The sequence below is a fragment of the Pseudomonas fontis genome, assembly GCF_028656955.1.
In the GTDB taxonomy this organism is placed as follows: Bacteria; Pseudomonadota; Gammaproteobacteria; order Pseudomonadales; family Pseudomonadaceae; genus Aquipseudomonas; species Aquipseudomonas fontis.
Map to the genome: position 1 here is coordinate 312,991 of NZ_JAMDGY010000024.1, position 25,205 is coordinate 338,195.

The window sequence follows — 25,205 nt, forward strand, 5'->3', positions numbered from 1 at the left end:
TACAACGGCGTTATTGCGGGGCGTTGAGGGTTACGCCGTCGAGCAGGGCATTGATCAGGCCGTAGGCCAGTTCCACGGATTGTTGCGTGCACTGCATGAAGCCCAGGGACGGGTCCTGGCCCAGCTCGATGGCCTGGGTGCAGGTGATGTTGGCGCATTTGAGCAGCATCGCGACATGGGTGGGGGCGTCTTCGGCACCGATGCCGGGGGCTACGCAGAAGATGTCATCGTGTTCGCTGCAATGGCCGATGGAGTGTTGGGTTGTTTGGCAGCCGGCTAGCGGGGGATCTGGGACGATTTTTTTCATGGCAAATCACTTCATCTAGGTGAAATTGACACTGCCAATAGTCGTCGCCAAACGAAAGGGTGGCAGCCACGTACGGGTTGGCGAACCGGCGATGAAGGAACCGGCAGGGCCTAGGCCCTCCCGTACGCAGACCGCCATAAACTGGAAGTCTCGATTCATCAAAGCCGAGTCGCCAAACCCGGTCACTGGTTTTTCAGTGACCAACCGAGCCTAGTGGCAGGGCTCTAAGGCGGCAATCTGGACTTTTCAGAAGATCGAGTAGGATACGTCGTAGGACCTAGGGTGACTATGTAGGCTGTTTCTGTTTCTTCAGTAGGAACATTGATGGTTTTTGTGGGAGCTGGCTTTGCCAGCGATGCTTTTGATGGGTTTTTTGTGAGCTTATCCATTGAATTTATTGGGCTTTTTGGCCCCTTCCGCCCACGCTCCGTGGGGCCGGAAGACCGAGTCGTATGCAGAATGTGTGTACGCCACGCAAAGCAAGAGCGAAGCGAATTGTGCGTGTGACCTTGATCTGTTTTTGACTTTGATTTTGATCTGAGCGCCCCGTCTTCCAGAGGCTGAGCGGAGGTGTCGTTAAACGGGCGGGGGCGTAGCCCCCTTCGGCGTAAGCCGAAGACGCGAGGCGTGCAAGTTGCGCAGCAACTTGTGTCCGCGGGCCCGTTTAACGGCACCGGAGTGAAGGGGCCCGGAGCGCAGCGTAGGGCCGAATGGTGGGGCGAGCCTTTTGGTTACTTTGGGGCTTTTCCAAAGTGACCCGCCGTAAGGGCGGAAGGGGCCCTCAGGGCCAGTAAATAAAAGGGATAAGTTCACCAAATGCCCATCAAGAGCATCGCCGGCAAGGCCGGCTCCCACAGTGTCAAACTCCCAAGTGACTAACTCCACAGTAGCCAGCCCCACAAAAGACCATCTCAACTTTCTACCAGACAAAAAAAAGCCCCGCCAAAACTGACGGGGTTGAGGTACGAGCGTGGCAGCTCGAAAGGGATACCCTGCCTTCCCCGGGAGGAAGGCAGGTAAAGCAAATTACAGCAGCATGGTGCGGATGTCGGTCAGCAGGTCGCCCAGGCGCTTGGTGAAGCGCGCGGCTGCGGCACCGTTGATCACCCGGTGATCGTACGACAGCGACAGCGGCAGCATCAGCTTAGGCTGGAAGGCTTTGCCGTCCCACACAGGCTGAATGGTCGCCTTCGACACACCGAGGATCGCCACTTCTGGCGCATTGACGATCGGCGTAAAGCCGGTGCCGCCGATGTGCCCGAGGCTGGAGATGGTGAAGCAGGCGCCTTGCATGTCGTCTGCCGAAAGCTTCTTGGTCCGGGCTTTTTCAGCCAGGGCCGCCGCTTCAGCAGCCAGTTGCAGCAGGCTCTTCTGATCAACGTTCTTGATCACAGGCACCAGCAGGCCATCCGGGGTGTCCACGGCAAAGCCGATGTTCACGTACTTCTTGCGGATGATCGCCTTGCCGCTAGGGGCCAGCGACGCGTTGAAGTCCGGCAGTTCCTTGAGCAGGTGGGCACAGGCCTTGAGCAGCAGCGGCAGAACGGTCAGCTTGACGCCAGCCTTCTCTGCAACGGCTTTCTGCGCAACGCGGAAGGCTTCCAGCTCGGTGATGTCGGCGCTGTCGAACTGGGTAACGTGAGGCACGTTCAGCCAGCTGCGATGCAGGTTGGTAGCACCCACTTGCATCAGACGGGTCATCGCGACTTCTTCGATCTCGCCGAAACGGCTGAAATCGACTTCCGGAATCGGCGGGATGCCAGCACCACCGGTTGCGCCGGCAGCAGGGGCAGCCTTGGCCTTCTGCATCATGGCCTTGACGTAAGCCTGCACGTCTTCTTTCAGCACACGACCATGCGGGCCAGTCGAAGCAACCGCATTCAGCTCGACGCCGAATTCACGGGCCAGCTGACGCACGGCTGGGCCGGCGTGAACCTTGGCACCGCTGGCAGCCGCAGGGGCGGCAACCGGAGCAGCCTCAACCTTGGCAGCAGGGGCTGGAGCAGCAGCGGCAGGCGCTGCGGCAGCAGCAGGTGCAGCCGCCGGAGCTGGCGCAGCGGCAGGTGCAGCACCGGCCACTTTCAGCTTGATGATCAGGTCGCCGGTACCGACTTCGTCGTCCAGCTTGGCAATCACGGCTTCGACAACGCCAGCAGCAGGAGATGGGATCTCCATCGAGGCCTTGTCGGATTCCAGGGTGATCAGCGACTGGTCAGCTTCGACGCTGTCGCCGACCTTGACCAGCACTTCAATGATCTTGGCCTTGCCCGACGAGCCGATGTCCGGAACATGAATGTCCTGGACAGTGGCTGCAGCAGGCGCAGCAGCCGGGGCTGGTGCAGCTTCTGCCACTGGTGCGGCAGCAGGTGCAGCGGCAGCAGCCGGGGCCGCAGCGGCCGGAGCCTCAGGCGCGGCAGCGGCGCCCTCGACTTCCAGTTCCAGCAACTCGTCGCCTTCTTTCAGGCGGTCGCCCAGCTTGACCTTCAGCGACTTGATCACACCGGCCTTTGGCGCAGGGATCTCCATGGAGGCCTTGTCGGACTCCAGGGTCAGCAGGCTTTGGTCAGCCTCGATGCGGTCGCCGACTTTGACGAACAGCTCAATGATTTCACCTTCACCGCTGCCGATGTCAGGTACGCGAATGAGTTCGCTCACTTAAAAATACTCCTCAGCAGTCCAGTGGGTTGCGTTTGTCCGGGTTGATACCGAACTTGGTGATGGCATCGGCCACGACCTTAGGTTCGATCTCACCACGGTCAGCCAAGGCTTCCAGGGCAGCCAGCACGACAAAGTGACGGTCAACTTCGAAGAAGTGACGCAGCTTCTTGCGGCTGTCGCTGCGACCGTAGCCATCGGTACCCAGGACTTTGAACTCTTTGCTCGGCACCCACTGACGAATCTGTTCGGCGAACAGCTTCATGTAGTCGGTAGAGGCAATGACCGGGCCCTTACGGCCAGCCAGGCACTCTTCAACGTAGGTCAGTTGCGGTTTCTGACCCGGCTTCAGGCGGTTGCTGCGCTCTACGGCCAGGCCGTTGCGACGCAGTTCGTTGAAGCTGGTAACGCTCCAGACGTCAGCACCGATGTTGAAGTCGTCACGCAGGATTTTCGCTGCTTCACGCACTTCACGCAGGATGGTGCCCGAACCCATCAGCTGCACGTGGTGTGCGGCGTCGCGGGTGTCTTCTTCAAGCAGGTACATGCCCTTGATGATGCCTTCCTCGACACCAACCGGCATGGCTGGCTGGGTGTAGGCTTCGTTCATCACGGTGATGTAGTAGAAGACGTCCTGTTGCTCTTCGGTCATCTTCTTCATGCCGTCCTGAATGATCACCGCCAGCTCGTAGCCGTAGGTCGGATCATAGGTGCGGCAGTTCGGGATGGTGCCAGCCAGCATGTGGCTGTGACCGTCTTCGTGCTGCAGGCCTTCACCGTTCAGGGTGGTACGCCCGGCGGTGCCGCCGATCAGGAAGCCACGGGTACGGCTGTCGCCAGCGGCCCAGGCCAGGTCACCGATACGCTGGAAGCCGAACATCGAGTAGAAGATGTAGAACGGCAGCATCGGCTGGTTGTGGTTCGAGTACGCGGTACCGGCAGCGATGAACGACGACATGGCGCCGGCTTCGTTGATGCCTTCTTCGAGGATCTGGCCCTTCTTGTCCTCGCGGTAGAACATCACCTGGTCTTTATCGACTGGCTCGTAGAGCTGGCCGACGGAGGAGTAGATGCCCAACTGGCGGAACATGCCTTCCATACCGAAGGTACGGGCTTCGTCCGGGATGATCGGAACGATGCGCTGACCGATCTCCTTGTCCTTGACCAGCTGCGCGAGGATCCGCACGAAGGCCATGGTGGTGGAGATTTCACGGTCGCCCGAGCCGTCCAGGATAGCCTTGAGGGTTTCCAGTGGCGGCGTCGGGATGCTGAAGCTCTTGGCGCGACGCTGTGGCACGAAACCACCCAGGGCGGTACGGCGCTCGCTCAGGTAACGGGCTTCGGCGCTGCCTTCTTCCGGTTTGAAGAACGGCAGGTTTTCCAGCTCGTCGTCCTTGACCGGGATGTCGAAACGATCACGGAACTGACGCAGGCTGTCGACGTCGACCTTCTTGGTGTTGTGCGCGGTGTTCTTGGCTTCGCCAGCACCGGTACCGTAACCCTTGATGGTCTTGGCCAGGATGACGGTAGGCTGGTCTTTGTGGTTGACCGCCTGGTGGTACGCCGCGTAGACCTTGTACGGGTCGTGGCCGCCACGGTTGAGCTTCCAGATCTCGTCGTCGGACAGGTCGGCGACCATGGCCTTGAGCTCTGGGGTGTTGAAGAAGTGCTCACGGACGAACGCGCCGTCCTTGGCCTTGTAGTTCTGGTACTCGCCGTCGATGACTTCGTCCATGCGACGTTGCAGGATACCGTCGACGTCCTTGGCCAGCAGTGGGTCCCAGAAGCGGCCCCAAACGACCTTGTTGACGTTCCAGCCACCGCCACGGAACACGCCTTCGAGTTCCTGGATGATCTTGCCGTTGCCGCGAACCGGGCCGTCGAGGCGCTGCAGGTTGCAGTTGATGACGAAGATCAGGTTGTCCAGCTTCTCGCGGCCAGCCAGGGAGATCGCGCCCAGGGATTCCGGCTCGTCGCACTCGCCGTCGCCCATGAAGCACCAGATCTTCTGCTTGCCGGCAGGGATGTAGCCACGGCTCTCCATGTACTTCATGAAGCGCGCCTGGTAGATCGCCTGGATCGGGCCCAGACCCATGGAAACGGTCGGGAACTGCCAGAAGTCAGGCATCAGCCATGGGTGCGGGTAGCTCGACAGGCCCTGGCCATCGACTTCCTGACGGAAGTTGTTCATCTGGTCTTCGGTGATGCGTCCTTCCATGAAGGCACGGGCGTAGACGCCTGGGGATGCGTGGCCCTGGAAGTAGATCAGGTCGCCGCCGTGTTCGTCGGTCGGGGCCTGGAAGAAGTAGTTGAAGCCGATGTCATACAGGGTGGCGCTGGAGGCGAAGCTGGAGATGTGGCCGCCCAGGTCCGAGTCTTTCAGGTTGGTGCGCATGACCATGGCCAACGCGTTCCAGCGAACCAGCGAGCGAATGCGGCGTTCCATGAACAGGTCGCCAGGCATGCGTGCTTCGTGGGTGACAGGAATCGTGTTGCGGTATGGCGTGGTGATGGCGTACGGCAGCTGGGAGCCACTACGGGTGGCCAGCTCGCCCATACGGGTCATCAGGTAGTGAGCGCGGTCTTCGCCTTCTTTGTCGAGAACCGACTCCAAGGCGTCCAGCCATTCCTGGGTTTCGACGGGATCGAGGTCTTGCATGGCTTGCTCCAGGGCGGAAAGGCTTCCAGAATCGGTTGCCTGAGTTTGCGACTGGCCTTTTGGGCAGACGACATGAAATTCTTGGATTACCGGAGGGTTGTCCCGGCGGCGTGTAGTTTTACTACAAATCAAACCGTATTACATGCGTTGACAGTAAAAAAGCAGTAGTAAAACTACACAAAAAAGGCTCGTGGCCACAGTTCGGGTTGTGGGATAAAACGATACCGGTGGTGAAAACCCGGTACTGAAAAGGTTTGCTGCGATGTTTCCTGCCAGAAAATCAGAATATTCAGCTATTTCTAACTTTTGTACGACAGTCCAACCGCTCGCCGGGTTCCCGGACGCCGTCGCTGCCTTCCTTTTCCCGCCGATCAAGGATAGACCATGAGCCTGCCTTTGCTGGCCGATCTGCCAGACACCCTGCAACCCTTGGTCGGACGCAACGAGCAGTCGTTGCGTGCAGCGGTGGCCGCCGCTGAAAACCTTTCCATTGATCACTGGACGACAGAGCGCTGGAGCCATTTTGCTCGCGTAGCGGCGGCCAGTGAGTTCGTGCTGGAACAAAGCCTGCGCGACCCGGCCATGCTCCTCGGCCTGGTGGCTGCTGGCGAGCTGGATCGGCCCTTTGCACGCGGTGAGCTGTGTGGCCAGGTGGCTGCTGCGGCGCTGGCCGCCAATACGGAAGACGAACTGGCGCGCAACCTGCGTCGCCAGCGCACTCGCCAGCAGGTGCGGATCATCTGGCGTGACCTGACCCGCCAGGCGGACCTGGTCCAGACCTGCCGCGACTTGTCCGACCTGGCCGACGCGTCTATCGACGAAGCCTATAAATGGCTGTACCCACGGCTGTGCGAACAGTTCGGCACGCCTACCGGCCACCGCAGCGGCGAGCCGCAGCACATGGTGGTGCTGGGCATGGGCAAGCTGGGCGCGGTGGAACTGAACCTGTCCTCGGACATCGACCTGATCTTCGCCTACCCCGAAGGCGGCGAAACCCAGGGCGTGAAGCGCTCGCTGGACAATCAGGAGTTCTTCACCCGGCTCGGCCAGCGGCTGATCAAGGCGCTGGACCCGATCACCGTCGACGGCTTCGTGTTCCGCGTTGATATGCGCCTGCGCCCCTACGGCTCGGCCGGCGCGCTGGTGCTGAGCTTCAATGCACTGGAGCAGTACTACCAGGACCAGGGCCGCGACTGGGAACGCTACGCGATGATCAAGGCGCGGGTGGTGGCCGGTGACCAGGTGGCCGGCGCGCAGTTGCAGGACATGCTGCGCCCGTTCGTCTACCGGCGTTACCTGGACTTCTCGGCCATCGAGGCGCTGCGCACCATGAAGCAGCTGATCCAGCAGGAAGTGCGGCGCAAGGGCATGGCCGACAACATCAAGCTGGGCGCCGGCGGCATCCGCGAGGTCGAGTTCATCGCCCAGGCGTTCCAGCTGATTCACGGCGGGCGCGACCTGAGCCTGCAACAGCGGCCGTTGCTCAAGGTCCTGGCAACGCTGGAAGGGCAGGGCTACCTGCCGCCGGCAGTGATCACCGAGATGCGCGAAGGTTATGAGTTCCTGCGCTACACCGAGCACGCCATCCAGGCCATCGCCGACCGCCAGACCCAGATGCTCCCGGAAGACGAGCTGAACCGTGCGCGCATCGCCTTCATGATGGGCTTCAAGGACTGGGGCAGCTTCCATGAACAACTGATGCACTGGCGTGGGCGTATCGACTGGCACTTCCGCCAGGTTATCGCCGACCCCGATGAGGACGAGGGCGAGGACGGTGAAGTGGTTGTGGGCGGCGAATGGCTGCCCCTGTGGGAAGAGGCCCAGGATGAAGAGGCTGCGTGTCGCCAGTTGAGCGACGCCGGTTTTGCCGATGCCGCCAAGGCGCTCAAGCAGCTCGCCGGCCTGCGTGCCAGCCCGCAGCTGCGCGCCATGCAGCGTCTCGGTCGCGAGCGGCTCGATGCCTTTATTCCGCGCTTGCTGGCCCAGGCGGTGGAGCACGATGACCCGGACCTGGTGCTGGAGCGCGTGTTGCCGCTGGTGGAAGCCGTGGCCCGGCGTTCGGCTTATCTGGTACTGCTCACGGAAAACCCCGGTGCCCTGCGCCGGCTGCTGACCCTGTGCGCCGCCAGCCCGTGGATCGCCGAACAGATCACCCGCTTCCCGCTGCTGCTCGATGAGTTGCTCAACGAAGGCCGGCTGTTCAGCCCGCCGCTGGCACCGGAGTTGGCGGCCGAGCTGCGCGAGCGCCTGACGCGCATCCCCGAAGACGACCTCGAACAGCAAATGGAGGCCCTGCGCCATTTCAAACTGGCGCACAGCCTGCGCGTGGCGGCCTCGGAAATCGCCGGCAGCCTGCCGCTGATGAAAGTCAGCGACTACCTGACCTGGCTGGCCGAGGCCATTCTCGACCAGGTGCTGGCCCTGGCCTGGCGCCAGAGTGTGGCGCGCCATGGCCAGCCCAAGCGCAGCGACGGCAGCCTGTGCGACCCGGGCTTCATTATCGTGGGCTACGGCAAAGTCGGCGGGATCGAACTCGGGCATGGCTCGGACCTGGACCTGGTGTTCATCCATGACGGCGACCCGCAGGCGGAAACCGACGGCGCCAAGCCAATCGACAGCGCGCAGTTCTTCACTCGCCTGGGCCAGCGGATCATCCACCTGCTGACCACCCAGACCAACTCCGGCCAGCTCTACGACGTGGACATGCGCCTGCGCCCCTCCGGTGCCTCGGGCTTGCTGGTCAGCTCGCTCGGCGCCTTCGAGCGCTACCAGCAGAACGAAGCCTGGACCTGGGAGCATCAAGCCCTGGTGCGCGCGCGGGTGCTGGTCGGCTGCAAGCAGGTGGGCGCAGCCTTCGAGGACGTGCGTGCGCGCATTCTCGGCCAGCCGCGCGACCTGCCCAAGCTGCAGGCCGAAGTCAGCGAGATGCGCGCCAAGATGCGTGACAACCTCGGCACCAAGGCCACGGCGGCGGGCACGGCGGCGAACGCCTTCGACCCCGGTGTTCCCTTCGATATCAAGCAGGATGCCGGTGGTATCGTCGATATTGAATTTATGGTGCAATACGCGGCCCTGGCCTGGTCCCACACGCACCCGGCGCTGTTGCGCTACACCGACAACATTCGCATCCTCGAGGGGCTTGAGGAGGTCGGGCTGATGCCCGCCAGCGATGCGGTGCTGCTGCGTGAGGTGTACAAGGCGTTCCGCTCGGCCGCGCACCGTCAGGCCTTGCAGAAACAGGCCGGGGTGATCGACGCCGGGCAGTTCGCCAACGAACGCCGAGATGTACGGCGGATCTGGGCTGAACTAGGGTTGAGCTGAATTCACGCAGGCGGTTCAGGCGGCAGGAAGCTGGCCACGACCACAGCCCTCACTGAGTGGCGTACACTGGTCGCATCAAGCCTGATTATAAAGAGGGGAGGCCAGGCTGTTGGCAAACAGGCTGCAGCCTCCCTGATCGTTTCTGGATAAAGCATGAGAATTTTGATCATTGGGCCCAGCTGGGTGGGCGACATGGTAATGGCCCAGACGCTGTTCCAGGTCCTGAAGCAGCGTCACCCCGAGTGCGTGATCGATGTGCTGGCGCCCGAATGGAGCCGGCCTATCCTCGAGCGCATGCCTGAAGTGCGCCAGGCCTTGAGCTTCCCGCTCGGCCACGGCGCGCTGGAACTGGCTACGCGGCGCACCCTCGGCAAGTCCCTGGCCGGCCAGTACGACCAGGCGATCCTGCTGCCCAACTCGCTCAAGTCGGCGCTGGTGCCGTTCTTTGCCGGCATCAAGCAGCGCACCGGCTGGCGCGGCGAGTTCCGCTACGGTTTGCTCAATGATGTGCGCAAGCTGGATAAAGCCCGTTATCCGCTGATGATCGAGCGCTTCATGGCCCTGGCCTACCCGCCAGGTACCGACCTGCCCAAGCCGTACCCACGCCCGAGCCTGCAGATCGAAGCGGCCAGCCGAGATGCCGCGCTGGCCAAGTTCGGCTTGGCCCTGGACCGCCCGGTATTGGCCCTGTGCCCCGGCGCCGAGTTCGGCGAAGCCAAGCGCTGGCCGTCCGAGCACTACGCCAAGGTCGCCGAGATCAAGATCCGCGAAGGCTGGCAGGTGTGGCTGTTCGGCTCGAAGAATGACCACGCGGTGGGTGAGTCGATCCGTGAGCGGCTGATCCCGGGCCTGCGCGAAGAGTCGATGAACCTCAGCGGTGAAACCTCGCTGGCCGAGGCCATCGACCTGCTGTCGTGCAGCGATGCCGTGGTGTCCAACGACTCCGGCCTGATGCACGTGGCCGCCGCGCTGAACCGCCCGCTGGTGGCTGTCTACGGCTCGACCTCGCCAGGCTTCACCCCGCCGCTGGCCGACCAGGTCGAAGTCGTGCGCCTGGGCCTGGAATGCAGCCCGTGCTTTGAGCGTACTTGCCGTTTCGGCCACTACAACTGCCTGCGCCAGCTGGAACCCGAGGCGGTCGCCGCGGCGTTGCAGCGGCTCGATGGCCCGTCGCTGGTCGATGTCATGGCCGAGGTCGATTAAGTTGCGGGTACTGCTGATCAAGACCACTTCCCTGGGCGATGTGATCCATGCGCTTCCGGCGCTGACCGACGCTGCCCGGATGATCCCCGGCATCCGCTTCGACTGGGTTGTCGAAGAAGGCTTTGCCGAGATCCCCAGCTGGCACCCTGCGGTCGACCGGGTCATCCCGGTGGCCATCCGGCGCTGGCGCAAGAACCTCTGGCAGACCTTCAAGAGCGGCGAATGGCGCCAGTTCAAGCAGCGTGTGCGCGAGCAGAAGTACGACCTGGTGATCGATGCCCAGGGCCTGGTGAAAAGTGCCTGGCTGACCCGTTACGTCAAGGCGCCGGTCGCCGGCCTGGACCGTTACTCGGCCCGTGAAGGGCTGTCCAGCCGCTTCTACGACCGCCGTCTGTCGGTTGCCCGTGGCCAGCATGCCGTGGAGCGGGTACGCCAGCTGTTCGGTTTGGCGCTGGGTTATGACCTGCCCTCGGGCGTGGGCGATTACGGCCTGGACCGCAGCCGCCTGGAAACCATCGGCGCCGCGCCGTACGTGGTGTTCCTGCATGGCACCACCTGGGACACCAAGCACTGGCCGGAAGCCTATTGGCGCCAATTGGCCGAACGGCTGGGCCGCGCCGGGCTGAATATCTGCCTGCCGTGGGGCAACCCGGTCGAGAAGGCCCGCGCCGAACGCATTGCCGAGGGCTTGAAGAACGCCACGGTACTGCCCAAGTTGAACCTGGCGGGGGTCGCCCGCGTGCTGGCCTCGGCCAAGGCCTGCGTGGCGGTCGATACCGGCCTTGGGCATTTGGCGGCGGCACTGGATGTGCCGACCCTGTCACTGTTCGGCCCCACCAACCCGGGCCTGACCGGTGCCTACGGCAAGTCGCAGGTGCACCTGGCCAGCGATTTCGCCTGCGCCCCGTGCCTGCAAAAGAAATGTACCTATAAACCGAGTGCCGAGGATCAGCGCCGGTTCGATCTCAAACGTGAGTGGCCGTTGTGCTTCACTCGCCTGAATCCCGAGCGTGTAGCGAGCCAGTTGAGCGCGTTGCTGCGGGCTGAGGATGTTCATTGATGCAACTGGCCTTTGTGCTCTACAAGTATTTCCCCTTCGGCGGCCTGCAGCGCGACTTCATGCGCATTGCCCTGGAGTGCCAGGCGCGTGGGCATCAGATCCGTGTCTACACGCTGATCTGGGAAGGCGACGTGCCGCCCGGCTTCGAAGTGCTGGTGGCACCGGTCAAGGCGCTGTTCAACCATCGGCGCAACGAGAAACTCAGCGCCTGGATGGAAGCGGACCTGGCCAAGCGCCCGGTCGACCGCCTGATCGGCTTCAACAAGATGCCCGGGCTGGACGTGTACTACGCCGCCGACGGTTGCTTTGAAGACAAGGCGCAGAACCTGCGCCATTCGCTGTACCGGCGCTGGGGCCGTTACCGGCATTTTGCCGAGTACGAGCGGGCGGTGTTCGCCAAGGACGCCAAGACCGAGATCCTGATGATCTCCGAAGTCCAGCAGCCGCTGTTCATCAAGCACTACGACACCCCGGCGGAACGCTTCCACCTGTTGCCGCCGGGCATTTCGCAAGACCGCCGGGCGCCGGCCAATGCCGCCGAGATTCGCGCCGAGTTCCGCCGCGAGTTCAAGCTGGCAGACGATGAGCTGCTGCTGGTGCAGATCGGTTCGGGCTTCAAGACCAAGGGCGTGGACCGCAGCCTCAAGGCCCTGGCGGCCTTGCCGTCGGCCCTGCGCAAGCGCACCCGGTTGATGGTCATCGGCCAGGACGACCCCAAGGTCTTCCAGCTGCAGAGCGCGGCCCTGGGCCTGGGTGAGCAGGTGCAGTTCCTCAAGGGGCGCAGCGATATCCCGCGCTTCCTGCTCGGTGCTGATTTGCTGATCCACCCGGCCTACAACGAGAACACCGGTACGGTGTTGCTCGAAGCGCTGGTGGCCGGCCTGCCGGTGCTGGTTTCGGCGGTCTGCGGTTACGCCCATTACATTGCCGAGGCCGACAGCGGCCTGGTGCTCGACGAGCCGTTCGAGCAGGAGCAGCTCAATCGCTACCTGCAACGGATGCTCGAAGACGACGGCGCGCGTGCCAATTGGGCGCGCAATGGCCTGGCCTTCGCTGACAGCGCCGATCTGTACAGCATGCCGCAGCACGCTGCGGACGTGATCCTGGCACAGGAGCCTGCATGAAACTGATATTGGCTGAACCGTTCAAACAGCTGTGGGCCCAGCGTGACGCCTTCGAGGCCGTGGAGGCCCTGCAAGGCGAGGTCTACCGCGAGCTGGAAGGCCGCCGCACGCTGCGCACCGAAGTCGACGGGCGTGGCTACTTCGTCAAGATCCACCGTGGCATTGGCTGGGGCGAGATCTTCAAGAACCTGTTCACCGCCAAGTTGCCGGTACTCGGTGCCCGCCAGGAATGGCAGGCCATCCAGCGCCTGCACCAGGTCGGCGTGCCGACCATGACCGCGGTCGCCTATGGCGAGCGCGGCAGCAACCCGGCGCAGCAGCATTCGTTCATCGTCACCGAAGAGCTGGCGCCGACCGTCAGCCTCGAAGACTTCAGCATCGATTGGGTCAAGCAGCCGCCGCAGCCCCGCCTCAAGCGGGCGCTGATCGGCGAAGTGGCACGCATGACCGGCATGATGCACCGCGCCGGCGTGAACCACCGCGACTGCTACATCTGCCACTTCCTGCTGCACACCGACAAGCCGGTGACGGCGGAAGATTTCAAGCTGTCGGTGATTGACCTGCACCGCGCCCAGACCCGCGCGAGCATCTCCCGCCGCTGGCGTGACAAGGACCTGGCCGCGCTGTATTTCTCGGCGCTGGACATCGGCCTGACCCGACGCGACAAGCTGCGCTTCCTGCGTGGTTACTTCCAGCAGCCGCTGCGCCAGATCCTCGCCGAGGAAGCTGCACTGCTGCGCTGGCTGGAGGGTAAGGCACAGAAGCTCTACGAGCGTAAACAACGGTATGGGGATGCGCTCTGATGGCGGGTTGGACACTGGAGCCTGCGTACGCGGCCCTGGCGAAGGATTTTGGCAGTATCGAAGCGGTGTTCGCCCTTGAGGGCGAGCGCCTGACCCGTGACCCGCTGAGCGAAGTGATTCGCGTCGAGCGCGATGGGGTCAACTATTACGTCAAGCGCTACACCGGGGCGGGCAAGGGCCTGCGCCGCTACGTCGGGCGGCCGCGCATCAAGGCCGAGTGGCAGAACCTCAAGCAGTTCGCCAAGTGGGGCATCCCCACCGCTGAAGTGGTGGCCTGTGGCCTGGAGCGCAACGGTGTCGCGTTCGGTCGCGGGGCGATGATCACCCGTGAGCTGCCGCGTACCGAAGACCTCTCGGCGCTGGCCGAGCGCAATGATGCGCGGCTGTCCGACCCACGCTGGGTCGATCACGTCAGCCAGCAGATCGCCCGGCACACGCGGATGATGCACGATCACCGGTTCACCCATAACGACCTGAAATGGCGCAACCTGCTGGTCGATGATCAGGGGACCATATTCTTCATCGACTGCCCGACCGGGGATTTCTGGATCGGCTTCATGCTGCGCTACCGGATCACCAAGGACCTGGCGTGCCTGGACAAGGTGGCCAAGTATCACCTGTCGGCCACCCAGCGCCTGCGCTTCTACCTGCAATACCGGCGCCGTGAGCGCCTGAATGCGGCAGACAAGCGACGTGTGCGGCACATCGTGACGTTTTTCGAGGGACGCGAATGACTGATTTCCTGGCCAGCGCCGAGACGGCGCTGCTTGAGCGCCATGGCCTGAACGGCTTCGATCAGCTGTGGACACTGCAACTGGACGCGGTGGACGAGCCCAATACCGGTCGGGGCGGCTGGAGCAGCGTGTTCCGCCTTGAGCTGGAGGGCAAGGGCTACTACCTCAAGCGCCAGAGCGACTACCTGACGCGCACCTTGCACCGCCCATTCGGCGAGCCGACCTTCGCCCGCGAATTCCGCAATATCAGCCGTTACGAAAAGCTGCAGATTCCCGCCTTGCAGGCGGTGTACTACGGCGAGCGCAAGGTGGCCGGCGAGTACCGGGCGATCCTCATGACCCGGGCGCTGGACGAGTGGAGTGACCTCGACCATCTGCTCGGCGAATGGCCGCAGCTGAGCCTTGAGCAGCGCCAGGGCATCCTGCGGGCCAGTGGCAAGCTGGCGCGCACCGTGCACGCGGCTGGCCAGGTGCATGGCTGTTTCTACCCCAAGCATATTTTCCTGCGTGAGCGCGGCGATGGCTGGCAGGCGCAACTGATCGACCTGGAGAAAACCCGCCCGCTGATTTTCGGCATGCGTGATCGCCTGAAGGACCTGGAGCCGTTGCTGCGTCGCGCGCCGATGTGGAGCGAAAGCGAGGTGCGCCTGATGCTCTCGGCGTACCTGGAGCAGCCGGCGGACAGCACCTTGGTCGACACCTGGTTGCAGCGCCTGCTGCGTCGCCGTCGTGAAAAAGAGGCTCGTTGATGCGTTTGTCTGAACTCAAGGACGCCGGGCGCAGCCCGGACCTGCCGTTGAGCATTGCCCTGGCCGATGCGGCCGGCCCGGCTGACCTGCAACTGCTCAGCCTGCTGCGGGTGTTGCCCGGCCAGCGGTATGTGGGCGCGGGCGTCTGGCGCGGCAAGCCGGTGCTGGCCAAGCTGTTGGTCGGTGGTAGCGCCGCGAAGCATTTCCAGCGTGAGCTGGAAGGCGTGCGCTTGCTGGCGAAGCAAGGCCTGACCACGCCGCTGTTGCTGGCCGATGGCTTGCGTGAAGGCGAGGGCGGCTGGTTGCTGTTCGAGTTTCTCGAAGGCGCGGTCAGCCTGGCTGATGCCTGGGCTGAAGTGGAGCAGTTGCCGCCGCTGGCGGACGAGCAGCATGCAGTGCTCGGCGAGGCCTTGGCCGCAGTGGGGCAGATGCACGCCCAGGGCCTGTGGCAGGCGGACCTGCACCTGGACAACCTGCTGCGCCACAACGGCCAGCTGTACCTGATCGACGGCGCTGGTATCAAGGCTGAAACACCGGGCCAGCCGCTGTCGCGCCAGCAGGTATTGCAGAACCTGGGGGTGTTTTTCGCCCAGTTGCCCAAGCGTCTGGAACCGTTCGTTGAAGAGCTGCTGGTGCATTACCTGCTGGCCAACGCCGAACATGCGTTGCCGCTGGAAGCCTTGCAGAAGCAGATCGACAAGGTGCGCAGTTGGCGCTTGAAGGATTACCTGGAGAAGGCTGGGCGCGAGTGCACGCTGTTCAGTGTCGAGCGCGGGGCGTCGGGTTTGCGTTCGATTCGCCGCAACGAGGTGGCGGCGATGTTGCCGGTGCTGGCGCAGGCTGATTCATTGGTCGACCAGGGGCACCTGTTCAAGACCGGTGGTGCGGCGAGTGTGGCGAAGGTCGAGGTAGCGGGGCGCCCGTTGGTGCTCAAGCGCTACAACATCAAGAACACTGCGCACTGGCTCAAGCGTTTCTGGCGTCCGAGCCGGGCCTGGCATTCGTGGATTGAAGGGCATCGCCTGGAGTTTCTCGGGATTGCCACGCCCAAGGCGCTGGCGGTGCAGGAACTGCGTTTCATGGGGCTGCGCAGTCGCGCGTACCTGGTGACCGAGTATGCCGATGGGCCGGACCTGATTGCCTGTTTTGCGCCCTATGTGGACAGTGCCGAGGTGCCTGAGGTGCAGTTGCAGGCTTTGCAGCAATTGTTGGGGCAGCTGATTCACGAACGTATCAGCCATGGCGACATGAAGGGCCACAACCTGTTCTGGCAGGACGGGCAATGGTCGCTGATTGACCTGGATGCGATGTGTCAGCATGCCACGCAGATGAGCTTTGCCCAGGCTTTTGCCCGCGACCGGGCGCGTTTGCTGCGTAACTGGCCGACGGGCAGTGCGTTGTACCAGCGTCTGGATGAGTGTCTGCCGAAGCTGGCTGACTGATATGTAGCCGCTGCCGTGAGGCTGCGCTCGCCTGCAGAGCAGGCGCCGCCTTTGGGAGCCCTGCGGGACTCCAGCGCAGCCTGACGGCAGCGGCTACAAAAGCTGTGCAAGGCAATTGCCCCACAGAGAGGGAGATCCTTGTGGGAGCTGGCCTTGCCAGCGATTGCTATCTGGAGGTTGGCCAGAAACCCCGCAGGCTGAACCACACCGGCAAGGCCAGCCCCAGCCAGGCCAGCGAATCCCACCAGCCATCCCCCAGCAACGCGGCAAACAGCCCCACCGCCCCGAGCACGCCAATCACGCAGGGCACGCCAAACACCTTCCACAACGACGACGTGCGTTTCATCGCGCTACCTCCCGCCGCCGCACCCACCACAGGTACACCCCGCTGCACAGCACGATGATCGTCAGCACATCGAGCAGCGCCCAGAGGATCTGCATCGGCCGGCCGCCGTAGTCACCAAAGTGCAGCGGCTGCGACAGCCCCATGGCATCCATGTACCACGGCCGATCACCCACCGCCGTCACCCCCAGCGTGCTCGCATCGATCAGCACCGGCGTCAGCAGGTGCGCAGTCAGGTGCGTCCCGCCCTTCATGAACACCGAGTAGTGGTGCTCACTGGAAAAACGCGTCCCCGGGAAGGCGATGAAGTCCGGCACCATCCCCGGCGCCGCCTCGCTGGCGATGTCCAGCACCCGGCTGACCGGGGCCAGCTCGGTCAATGGCGGGGCATCGCGATACGGCGCGACCATTGCCGTCAGGCTGTCGTTGCGCCAGGCGGCAATCACCAGGTCCGACAGGGCACTGATCACCCCGGTCACCCCGACGACCAGCGCCCAGGTCAGGGTGACGACGCCGATCAGGTTGTGCAGGTCCAGCCAGCGCAAGCGCCGCGACTTGTCGTGGCGCACCGCGGCGAACTCCAGCCGGCGCATGAACGGCGCATACAGCACCACCCCGGAAATGATCGCCACCACGAACAACAGGCCCATGAACGCCAGCCACAATTTGCCCGGCAAGCCGGCAAACATGTCCACGTGCAGGCGCAGCATGGTCATCATGAAGCCGCCATTGGCCGCCGGCATTTCCACCACCTCGCCAGTGCGCGCATCGAGCATGAAGGTGTGCGAGGAGTTCGGCTCGGTGCCGGCGCTGGCGGCCATGATCGCGACCACGCCGTTGCTGTCGTCCTCATCCCAGCCAAAGTACTGCATGACTTCGCCCGGGCGATGCGCCTGGGCCTTGAGCACCAGTTGCTGGAGGTCCAGCTTCGGTGTGTCGGCCGGCATGACCTTGAGCTCGGGCGCATCGCCCAGCAGGTGTTCGATTTCATGGTGGAAGATCAGCGGCAACCCGGTCACCGCCAGCAACAGCAGGAACAGGGTGCAGATCAGGCTGGTCCAGGTATGCACGAAGGACCAGCGGCGAATGGTTCGGCTTTTCATCAGGGCTCCAAGGCAAAAGGCCGCCTATGCAGGCGGCCCCTTACGCACGGTTTTACGTCTTAGAATTTGTAATTGACGCTGGCGACCACGTTGCGTTCGTCGCCGTAGTAGCACCAGTAGCCATCGCAGTTGGCCAGGTAGTCCTTGTTGAACAGGTTCTTCGCTTCCACCGCGACCGTCATGCCCTTGAGGGTGTTGATCTTGCGGCCCAGGTCGTAATGCACCGAGGCGTCGTAGACGGTGTAGGAGCCGACGTGGGCGACTTCGGTGTTGGCTGTGTTGCCGTAGGTGTCGCTGACATAGCGCGCGCCGCCACCGATGCCGAAGCCGTCGAGCACACCGCTGTTCCAGGTGTAGTCGGCCCACAGGGTCGCCTGGTTGCGCGGGATCAGTGCCATGCGGTTGCCTTTCTCGTTGGCTGCGCCCTTGAGGATCTCGGTATCGGTGTAGGTGTAGGAACCGATCACCTTGAGGTTGTCGGTGACCTGGGTGGTGGCTTCCAGCTCAAGGCCGCGCACCTGCAACTGGCCGACCTGACGGGTGAGGTTGCCCTCGGTCACTTTCACGTTGTCCTGGCGCAGGTCATAGACCGCAGCGGTGTAGAGGTTCTTGCTGCCCACCGGCTGGTACTTCACGCCGACTTCGTACTGGCGGCCTTCGGTCGGTTTGAACGACTGGGCGGCCGAGGCGGCGGCACCGCTGGTCGGCTGGAACGACTCGGTGTACGAGACGTAAGGCGTCACGCCGTTGTCGAACACATAGCTCAGGCCGGCGTTGCCGGTGAAGGCCTTGTCACGCTCGGTGCTGGTGGCATCACCGGCGTTGTGGAAGGTGGTGCCGGTGTGTACCCAGTCTTCACGCCCGCCGAGGGTCAGGCGCCAGTTGTCCAGGGCGATCTGGTCCTGGACATAGAGGCCGGTCTGGCGGGTTTTCTGGCTGAAGTCCTGCAACGCGAAGTAGCTCACGTTGGACATGTCCTGGCCATAGACCGGGCGGATGACGTTGATCGGCGGAACGTTGTTGCCGGTGATGTTGCCGTTGCTGTCGTAGTTGTACGAGCCGCCGTACATCCACTGGTAGTTGGTGTTCGAGCGCTGGTGGTCGAGGCCGATCAGCAGCGTGTGGCTCAGGGCACCGGTCTGGAAGTCGGCCTGGAAGTTGTTGTCCACGGCGAACTGGCTGATGTCTTCGTTGACGATGCCGGCTTCACGGTTGACGTTGCCGTCGGCGTCCACGCTGTTGAACGTGGCCACGTTGACGGCGCGGAACGACAGGTCGCTTTTGGTATAGCGCAGGTTCTGGCGGAACTGCCAGACGTCATTCAAGCGATGCTCGAAGGCATAGCCCAGTGCGTAGTAGGTGCGGTCGTAGAAGTCCCAGCCCGGCTCGCCGAGGTTCTTGTGGTGGGAAATCTCGGCGCCGGCAGGCGATCCCAGCTTGGTGCCCTGCAGCGGCAGGAACTGGCCGGTGATGCCGGTATCGTCGCGGGTGAACTGAGAGATGAAGGTCAGGCTGGTGTCTTCATCCATGTTCCAAGTCAGGCTGGGCGCGATGTTGTAGCGCTTGTCCGGGATGTGGTCGACCGGGGCGTTGCTGTCGCGCACCACGCCGCTGACGCGGTAGAGGAAGCGACCTTCATCATCGATCTTGCCGGTGCTGTCGAAGTTGATCTGGCGGTGCTCGTTGCTGCCGACCTGGACTTCAACCTGGTGGGCACTTTCGGCTTGCGGGCGACGGCTGACCATGTCGAGCATGCCGCCCGGTGGCGTCTGGCCGTAGACCGACGAGGCCGGGCCGCGCAGGACGGCGATGCGTTCCAGGTTCCACGGCTCGACTTTCGGGTTGGAGAACGAACCTTTGGGCAGCGGCAGGCCGTCGAGGAACTGCGTCGGGTCGAAGCCGCGCACGCGCAGCCAGTCGGCGCGGGAGTCCGAGCCATAGCCGCTGCTCTGCACGCCAGCGGTGTAGCGCAGGGCGTCGTTGAGGTTGAGTACCTGGCGGTCGTCCAGTTGCTCGCGGGTGATGACGCTCATCGAGCGTGGCACTTCGACGATCGGGGTGTCGGTCTTGGTGCCGGCGGCGGTGCGGGTGGCGGTGAAGCCGGTGGCCGGGCCCCAGGCGCTTTCATAGTCGCCACGGGCGTTGACGCTGGTTTCCGGCAGGGCCAGGGTGCCCTCCGGGGTCGCGATCAGGCTGTAAGTGCCGGCGCTGCTCTGTTGCAGTTGCAGGCCGGTGCCACGCAGGGCGGCTTGCAGGGCGCTGACGCCGTCGAGTTGGCCGCTGACTGGTGCCGAGGTACGGCCACTGGCCAGGCTCGGGTCCAGGGCCAGGGCAATGCCGGCCTGGCTGGCGATCTGGTTCAGGGTCGTGGCCAGGGGCGCGGCTGGGAGGTTGTAGCTGCGCAGGTTGCCGGCCTGTTCGGCGGCGATGAGCGGGCTGCTCGCCAGGGGCGCGGCAATGGCAATGGCCATGGCCAGCAGGCTGGGACGCAGGAAGCTTTCGATTGAGCGGGTCATGCGATTCCTCGACGGATATGTGCTTACTAGCCTCCTTGCCGAGCGAGATTGAAAAAGTGATAGGGGCGACTGAAAATTATTTCCATTCAGATTCGTTGCAGCCCAATCGCCGGCAAGGCCGGCTCCCACAGGGGGCTGCTCCAATACTGTGGGAGCCGGCCTTGCCGGCGATCAGGGGCTAAGGGGTCTCGCGCCGAGCCACCAGCGTCACCCACCACGGCGTGCGCTGCTCAACCTGCACCGGCAGGGTCGGCAGCAGCGACTTCAGCGCCAGGTCGGTATTGTTCAGCGGGAAGCTGCCGGTGATGCGCAAACCCGCCACCTCCGGCGCCACGCCCAGGTAACCGCTGCGATAGCGGCCCAGTTCCTCGACCAGTTGGTCCAGGCGCACGTTGTCTACTACCAACATGCCGCGCGTCCACGCGTCGGCACCGGCCGCCACAGTGTCGACATGCCCCAGCTGATCATGGGTCATCAACACCTGCTGGCCTTCGCGCAGGATCTGTTCGTTGCCACTGTCTTGCGGCTTGGCCGCCACGGCCGACTGCAACACGCTCAGGCGCGTGCCGTCGTCTTCCAGGCGCACCAGGAAGCGCGTACCCAGTGCCCGCATGCGCCCATCGCCGGTAGCAACGACAAACGGCCGGTCATCCTTGTGCCCGGTCTCGATGGAAATCTCGCCTTCGTGCAGCACGATCAGGCGTTCGTGCTCGGTGAAGCGCACGTCCACGGCGGAATGGGTGTTCAGGCTGATCAGCGTGCCATCGGCCAGGCGCAGGCTGCGCTGCTCGCCGGTGGCGGTGCGCTGGTCGGCCAACCAGTAGCCCAGCGACTGGTGTGCACCCAGCCAGCTCAGCAGGCCACCGACCAGCAGCACACTGGCCACGCCGCTGCCCAGCTTGCGCACCCGTCGGCGGATCCCCGCACGCGATTGCAGGAAGGCCTGGCGCGCCGGCCCGGCGGCTGCGGCAAAGCGCTGGTCGAGCATGCCCAGTTGCATCCAGGCGCGCGCATGTTCTTCATCGGCAGCATGCCAGCGGGCGAACTCGTCGCGCTCGGCACCGCCACCGTCACCCGAGTCCAGGCACAGCTGCCAGGCAATCGCGGCATCCAGCACCCGCGCCGAAACCGGTTTGGCGTTGAAGGCGCTCACGTCGGCTCCCCATACAGCGCGACATAGCACTGACGCATGCCCTGGGCCAGGTACTGGCGCACGCGCGGCACCGACACGCCCAGGCGCTCGGCGATCTCGGCGTGGCCCAGGCCATCCAGGCGGTTATAAAGGAAGGCCGCCCGGGCCTTGCTCGACAGCTTGCCAAGCAAGCGATCGATGGCCTTGAGGTCTTCGAGGATCAGGTGCTGGGCTTCCGGCGAGGGCTGTTCGGCCTCGGGCACCTGCATCAACTCGGCGAGGTACGCCTGTTCCAGTGCACTGCGGCGGAAATGGTCGAACAGCAGGCCCTTGGCAATGGACACCAGGAAGGCCCGCGGCTCGCGCGGGGTCGTCAGCTCATCACGCCCGAGCAGGCGCACGAAGGTGTCCTGGCTCAGGTCTTCGGCGCGGTGCGTGCAGGCGATATTGCGCCGCAGCCAGGCGAGCAGCCAGCTGCGATGGTCACGGTACAGCGCACCGACCAGCTCACTGTGTGGGCTTTGCACAGACGACAAGGCGTTCCCCGAAAAAGATGTGTTAACTAACGAGAATTATTCGCGATTGTCGCAGAGCGCGACAAACTGTGCAATTAACGCTCATCGGATGACTTCGGGGGGTACGTCTAGAAACTGTGGCTCATCTGTCGCCTTCTACGCCAATTACCCAGGCGTTGCTCCAATTGCAACGGGCTGTCCAGCCCCTGGCGGCGGGCCTGGCTGAACAGGATCAGCGCCAGTTCTGCCGTGACCAGGGCGTCAGCGCTGGCATGATGCCGTTCGGCGGCTTGCAGGCCGAAACAGGCGGTCCAGTCGTCCAGGCCGGCATCGCGCAGGACCACGGCCGGGTTGAGCAGTGGTGCGAGCTCGGCGACATCGAGGAAGCCGTGCTGCAGCTTGTAGCCCAGGTTGTCCTTGAGGGCCCTGGCCAGCATGCGCTGGTCGAAGCTGGCGTGGAACGCCAGCAACGGGCTGTCGCCGACGAAGTCCATGAAGTCCAGCAGGGCATCCACCGGGTCGCAGCCGGCGGCGATGGCGCTGGGGCCCAGGCCATGCAAAAGGACGCTGGGGCTGGTCTTGTGGTCGGGTTGGTGCAGGGTGCGCTCGAACTGCTGGGCGAAGTCGATGGCGCCGTCCTCGATCACCACCGCGCCAATCGACAGCACCTGGTCGCGGTTGAGGTTCAGGCCGCTGGTTTCCAGGTCCAGCACCACCCAGCGTTGCGCACGCAGGTTGTGGTCGTGCCAGTCGACCGGGGCGGCCAGCTGGGCCAGGCGCTGGCGCTGGATGTCGGTCAATGGCGAATGGTTGGGGCGCAGCCAGGCAAACAGGCTCATAGCTGGTACCGCAGGGCCAGGCTGCTTTGCAGGCGCTGGGCCTGGCGCAGGGATTCACGCAGGATGCGCCGGTCCAGGTTGTTCAGGCTGTCCGGGTCGACGCGGTTGGAATAGGGCTGGTTCTGCCGGGTTTGCGCCTGATGCTGCTGCATGCGGGTCTGCTGGATGAACTGGTAGGCCTCTTCATAGGCGCCGCCGTCGAGCGGGTCGATCACCTCGCGGGTGACCAGCTGGCGCAGCCGCTCCAGGGTGTTGTTGGCGCTGATGCCATTGGCCAGGGCCAGCAGCCGTGCACCATCGACAAAGGGCGTCAGGCCCTGCACCTTGAGGTCCAGGGTGGCGGCCTTGTCGTTGCCCTGGCGGGTCAGCACGAACTCGCGCAAGCGGCCCACCGGTGGGCGCTGGCGCAGGGCGTTGCCGGCCATCATGCGCTGGAACAGGCGGTTGTCGCCGACTTGTTCAAGAATGCTCTGGCGCAGTTGCTCGCAGGGCTGTTCATCGCCCCACACCACGCGCAGGTCGAAATAGATGCTCGAGGCCAGCAGGTTCTCCGGCGTCGCCTCGCGGATGAACGCGGCAAAGCGCCGTGCCCATTCGGCCCGCGACAGGCACAGCTCGGGGTTGCCGGCCATGATGTTGCCCTTGCACAGGCTGAAGCCGCACTGCGCCAGACCCTGGTTGATGTGCTGGGCCAATGGCAGCAGCACGCCGCGAATCTCGGCTGCGTGCGCGGCGTCGCGGGCTTCGAAGAGGATGCCGTTGTCCTGGTCGGTGTGCAGGGTCTGCTCGCGGCGGCCTTCGCTGCCAAAGCACAGCCAGCTGAAGGCGACACCGGGGTCGCCCTTGTCCTGGATCGCCAGCTCGATCACCCGGCACCCGGTGTGGTCGTTGAGCAGGGTGATGATATGGGTGATCTGCGTCGAGGACGCGCCATGGGCCAGCATGCGTTCGACCAGTTGGCCGATTTCACCGCGCAGCGAGACCAGTTGCTCGATGCGTGGCGCGTGGCGAATGGTCCGCGCCAGGTGCACCAGGTCGATGCGTTGCAGGGAGAACAGGTCGCGCTCGGAGACCACGCCGCACAGGCGCTGGTCTTCCACCAGGCAGACGTGGGCGATATGCCGCTCGGTCATCGCGATGGCCGCATCGAAGGCGCTGTGCTGGGGTGTCAGGGCAAATGGCGCAGCGGTCATGTGCGTAGCGATGGGGGCGGCAAAGTCGGTGCTCGCTTCGGCCACCACCTGGCGCAGGTCGCGCAGGGTGAAGATGCCGATGGGCGCGCGCTGCGGGTCGACAATCACGATGCTGCCCACCTGCTGGTCGTGCATCAGGCGCACGGCTTCCCGCAATGGGGTGTCCGGATCGCAGACCACTGGGTGACGCATGGCCAGCTCGCCCAGGCGGGTGTTCAGCGAATACTGGTTGCCCAGGGTTTCCACGGCGCGGCGCTGGACCTGCTGGTTGACCTGGTCGAGCAGGCTGCTGACGCCGCGCAGGGCGAAGTCGCGAAACACGTCGGACAAGGCGAACAGGCGAATGAACGCGGCCTTGTTCAGTTGCAGGCAGAAGGTGTCTTCAGCCGCCAGGTGTTCGGTGCGGGTGGCCCGCTCGCCGAGCAGGGCGGCGAGCGGGAAGCACTCGCCACTGGTGATTTCGAAGGTGGTCTCGGTACTGCCCTTGACCCCATGGGTGCGCTCGCCGACCACCCGGCCCTGCTTGACGATATGGAAGTGTTCGACCGGGCCGTCGGCCGGTTTGATGATGCTTTCACCGGCCGCGTAGAAACGCAGCTGGCATTGTTCCACCAGGTAGGCGAGGTGGGCGTTTTCCATCTGGTTGAAGGGTGGAAAGCGTTGCAGGAACTGCATGGTCCCATGGATGTTCTGCATCACTGCAGTTTTCCCGGCCTGGGCGAAGGCGTCCATCTTGCTCATGAGCATTACCGCGTCTTTGTTGTCGGCGTCTGTCGGCCAACGATGTTGTTATCGGCCTTCATGGTCGGTTGCGCAGCGGGCAGTGCCCATTGGACGTAAGTCTAAACGCCGGGTCAGGTAGATGAGCTATGGGCTCGGCTGGAGGGTCGTGGGCAACTGTCCGACGAAAGGCAGTTTGCGTGAGCGGCAAATGCGGTCTGAACTTGATGAAAGGACATTCGCAGGTCATAGACGGTGAGACAGCCATGTCCGATCACGAAGACATTTTGAGCGAGGCGGAGCGTGAAGCGTTGGCAGCCGCCACGGCCCCGGCGGCTGCGCCGCAGAAAATCCTGATCGTCGACGATGACCCGTATGCCAGCGAGCTGCTGGCCGAAACCCTGGAGTTGTATGGGTTCGAGTGCCTGGCGCGCAACAGTGCCGAGGCGGCGCTGGACCTGCTGGACAAGAATCGCGGTATTGGCCTGCTGATCACCGATCTGCGCATGGAGCCGTTTGATGGTCTGGTGCTGATCAAGCGGATTCGCGAGTCGGACAAGGCGGCATTGCCGATCATCATCGTCTCGGGGGATGCGGAGGTGGCGGATGCCATTGCGGCGATGCATTTGAGCGTGGTGGACTTTCTGCTCAAACCGATCGATGTGGACAAGTTGGTGAGGTTGGTGCGTCAGGAGCTGGGTATTCGATAGCTCGCGGCGCCAGCATCGCCGGCAAGGCCGGCTCCCACAGGGATCAATAGCAGTCAGGATTCCTGTGGGAGCCGGCC

The 25,205-nt window shown here is 63.8% G+C and carries 19 protein-coding genes; 9 read left to right on the forward strand and 10 right to left on the reverse strand.

All coding sequences use genetic code 11. The features are described 5' to 3' along the window. Positions 1-10: 10 nt before the first annotated feature. The 3 genes from M5G11_RS10850 to aceE form a co-directional block, all read right to left on the reverse strand. Complete coding sequence (locus M5G11_RS10850) at positions 11-307, reverse strand: hypothetical protein (RefSeq protein WP_273914096.1); 297 nt, start codon at positions 305-307, stop codon at positions 11-13. 1,026 nt (positions 308-1,333) lie between these two features. Continuing rightward, complete coding sequence (aceF, locus tag M5G11_RS10855) at positions 1,334-2,962, reverse strand: dihydrolipoyllysine-residue acetyltransferase (protein ID WP_273913575.1); 1,629 nt, start codon at positions 2,960-2,962, stop codon at positions 1,334-1,336. A gap of 13 nt (positions 2,963-2,975) precedes the next feature. After that, the gene (aceE, locus tag M5G11_RS10860; RefSeq protein WP_273913574.1) at positions 2,976-5,621 is read right to left on the reverse strand and encodes a pyruvate dehydrogenase (acetyl-transferring), homodimeric type; all 2,646 of its coding nucleotides are present in this window, start codon (positions 5,619-5,621) and stop codon (positions 2,976-2,978) included. A gap of 384 nt (positions 5,622-6,005) precedes the next feature. On the opposite strand from aceE, the gene glnE reads away from it, so the two are divergent. From glnE to M5G11_RS10900, 8 genes are all read left to right on the forward strand, one after another. Beyond that, a complete protein-coding gene (glnE, locus tag M5G11_RS10865; protein ID WP_273913573.1) occupies positions 6,006-8,942 on the forward strand; it encodes a bifunctional [glutamate--ammonia ligase]-adenylyl-L-tyrosine phosphorylase/[glutamate--ammonia-ligase] adenylyltransferase in 2,937 nt (978 codons plus the stop codon). 153 nt (positions 8,943-9,095) lie between these two features. Then, positions 9,096-10,145, forward strand: coding sequence for a lipopolysaccharide heptosyltransferase II (gene waaF, locus M5G11_RS10870; RefSeq protein ID WP_273913572.1), 1,050 nt, complete (start codon positions 9,096-9,098; stop codon positions 10,143-10,145). A 1-nt stretch (position 10,146) separates the two neighbouring features. Then, the gene (waaC, locus tag M5G11_RS10875) at positions 10,147-11,205 is read left to right on the forward strand and encodes a lipopolysaccharide heptosyltransferase I (protein WP_273913571.1); all 1,059 of its coding nucleotides are present in this window, start codon (positions 10,147-10,149) and stop codon (positions 11,203-11,205) included. Next, positions 11,205-12,329 carry a glycosyltransferase family 4 protein gene (locus M5G11_RS10880; RefSeq protein ID WP_273913570.1) on the forward strand — a complete coding sequence of 375 codons (1,125 nt, stop codon included), beginning with the start codon at positions 11,205-11,207 and terminating at the stop codon, positions 12,327-12,329. The genes waaC and M5G11_RS10880 overlap by 1 nt, the downstream gene beginning before the upstream one ends. Then, positions 12,326-13,132 (forward strand): lipopolysaccharide core heptose(I) kinase RfaP, encoded by an 807-nt coding sequence (gene rfaP, locus M5G11_RS10885; protein ID WP_273913569.1) that lies wholly within the window; start codon positions 12,326-12,328, stop codon positions 13,130-13,132. The genes M5G11_RS10880 and rfaP overlap by 4 nt, the downstream gene beginning before the upstream one ends. After that, positions 13,132-13,866, forward strand: coding sequence for a lipopolysaccharide kinase InaA family protein (locus M5G11_RS10890; protein ID WP_273913568.1), 735 nt, complete (start codon positions 13,132-13,134; stop codon positions 13,864-13,866). Before rfaP ends, M5G11_RS10890 begins: the two co-directional genes overlap by 1 nt. Further along, the gene (locus M5G11_RS10895) at positions 13,863-14,615 is read left to right on the forward strand and encodes a lipopolysaccharide kinase InaA family protein (RefSeq protein WP_273913567.1); all 753 of its coding nucleotides are present in this window, start codon (positions 13,863-13,865) and stop codon (positions 14,613-14,615) included. The genes M5G11_RS10890 and M5G11_RS10895 overlap by 4 nt, the downstream gene beginning before the upstream one ends. Further along, positions 14,615-16,057, forward strand: coding sequence for a lipopolysaccharide kinase InaA family protein (locus M5G11_RS10900; protein WP_273913566.1), 1,443 nt, complete (start codon positions 14,615-14,617; stop codon positions 16,055-16,057). The genes M5G11_RS10895 and M5G11_RS10900 overlap by 1 nt, the downstream gene beginning before the upstream one ends. A 166-nt stretch (positions 16,058-16,223) precedes the next feature. Here the strand turns inward: M5G11_RS10900 and M5G11_RS10905 are convergent, their stop codons facing one another. The 7 genes from M5G11_RS10905 to M5G11_RS10935 form a co-directional block, all read right to left on the reverse strand. Next, positions 16,224-16,403, reverse strand: coding sequence for a hypothetical protein (locus tag M5G11_RS10905; RefSeq protein WP_273913565.1), 180 nt, complete (start codon positions 16,401-16,403; stop codon positions 16,224-16,226). Then, complete coding sequence (locus M5G11_RS10910; RefSeq protein ID WP_273913564.1) at positions 16,400-17,503, reverse strand: PepSY-associated TM helix domain-containing protein; 1,104 nt, start codon at positions 17,501-17,503, stop codon at positions 16,400-16,402. The genes M5G11_RS10905 and M5G11_RS10910 overlap by 4 nt, the downstream gene beginning before the upstream one ends. A 59-nt stretch (positions 17,504-17,562) precedes the next feature. Next, complete coding sequence (locus tag M5G11_RS10915; protein ID WP_273913563.1) at positions 17,563-20,019, reverse strand: TonB-dependent siderophore receptor; 2,457 nt, start codon at positions 20,017-20,019, stop codon at positions 17,563-17,565. Positions 20,020-20,197: 178 nt separating this feature from the next. After that, positions 20,198-21,172 carry a FecR domain-containing protein gene (locus tag M5G11_RS10920; protein WP_273913562.1) on the reverse strand — a complete coding sequence of 325 codons (975 nt, stop codon included), beginning with the start codon at positions 21,170-21,172 and terminating at the stop codon, positions 20,198-20,200. Next, positions 21,169-21,687, reverse strand: coding sequence for an RNA polymerase sigma factor (locus tag M5G11_RS10925; protein ID WP_273913561.1), 519 nt, complete (start codon positions 21,685-21,687; stop codon positions 21,169-21,171). Before M5G11_RS10925 ends, M5G11_RS10920 begins: the two co-directional genes overlap by 4 nt. A 107-nt stretch (positions 21,688-21,794) precedes the next feature. Continuing rightward, entirely contained in the window at positions 21,795-22,505 is a 711-nt protein-coding gene (locus M5G11_RS10930) for a 3'-5' exonuclease (RefSeq protein ID WP_273913560.1), read from the reverse strand. After that, on the reverse strand, positions 22,502-24,439 hold the full coding sequence (locus M5G11_RS10935; protein WP_273913559.1) for a putative nucleotidyltransferase substrate binding domain-containing protein: 1,938 nt from the start codon (positions 24,437-24,439) through the stop codon (positions 22,502-22,504). The genes M5G11_RS10930 and M5G11_RS10935 overlap by 4 nt, the downstream gene beginning before the upstream one ends. A 245-nt stretch (positions 24,440-24,684) precedes the next feature. Between M5G11_RS10935 and M5G11_RS10940 the strand changes: the two genes are divergently transcribed. Then, positions 24,685-25,128 carry a response regulator gene (locus M5G11_RS10940; RefSeq protein WP_273913558.1) on the forward strand — a complete coding sequence of 148 codons (444 nt, stop codon included), beginning with the start codon at positions 24,685-24,687 and terminating at the stop codon, positions 25,126-25,128. Positions 25,129-25,205 lie beyond the last annotated feature (77 nt).

Coding starts and splice junctions, on each gene's coding strand:
- M5G11_RS10850 (WP_273914096.1), bottom strand. CDS start 307: ATGAAAAAAATCGTCCCAGATCCCCCGCTAGCCGGCTGCCAAACAACC.
- aceE (WP_273913574.1), bottom strand. CDS start 5,621: ATGCAAGACCTCGATCCCGTCGAAACCCAGGAATGGCTGGACGCCTTG.
- glnE (WP_273913573.1), top strand. CDS start 6,006: ATGAGCCTGCCTTTGCTGGCCGATCTGCCAGACACCCTGCAACCCTTG.
- waaF (WP_273913572.1), top strand. CDS start 9,096: ATGAGAATTTTGATCATTGGGCCCAGCTGGGTGGGCGACATGGTAATG.
- M5G11_RS10880 (WP_273913570.1), top strand. CDS start 11,205: ATGCAACTGGCCTTTGTGCTCTACAAGTATTTCCCCTTCGGCGGCCTG.
- rfaP (WP_273913569.1), top strand. CDS start 12,326: ATGAAACTGATATTGGCTGAACCGTTCAAACAGCTGTGGGCCCAGCGT.
- M5G11_RS10890 (WP_273913568.1), top strand. CDS start 13,132: ATGGCGGGTTGGACACTGGAGCCTGCGTACGCGGCCCTGGCGAAGGAT.
- M5G11_RS10895 (WP_273913567.1), top strand. CDS start 13,863: ATGACTGATTTCCTGGCCAGCGCCGAGACGGCGCTGCTTGAGCGCCAT.
- M5G11_RS10900 (WP_273913566.1), top strand. CDS start 14,615: ATGCGTTTGTCTGAACTCAAGGACGCCGGGCGCAGCCCGGACCTGCCG.
- M5G11_RS10905 (WP_273913565.1), bottom strand. CDS start 16,403: ATGAAACGCACGTCGTCGTTGTGGAAGGTGTTTGGCGTGCCCTGCGTG.
- M5G11_RS10910 (WP_273913564.1), bottom strand. CDS start 17,503: ATGAAAAGCCGAACCATTCGCCGCTGGTCCTTCGTGCATACCTGGACC.
- M5G11_RS10915 (WP_273913563.1), bottom strand. CDS start 20,019: ATGACCCGCTCAATCGAAAGCTTCCTGCGTCCCAGCCTGCTGGCCATG.
- M5G11_RS10930 (WP_273913560.1), bottom strand. CDS start 22,505: ATGAGCCTGTTTGCCTGGCTGCGCCCCAACCATTCGCCATTGACCGAC.
- M5G11_RS10935 (WP_273913559.1), bottom strand. CDS start 24,439: ATGAGCAAGATGGACGCCTTCGCCCAGGCCGGGAAAACTGCAGTGATG.
- M5G11_RS10940 (WP_273913558.1), top strand. CDS start 24,685: ATGTCCGATCACGAAGACATTTTGAGCGAGGCGGAGCGTGAAGCGTTG.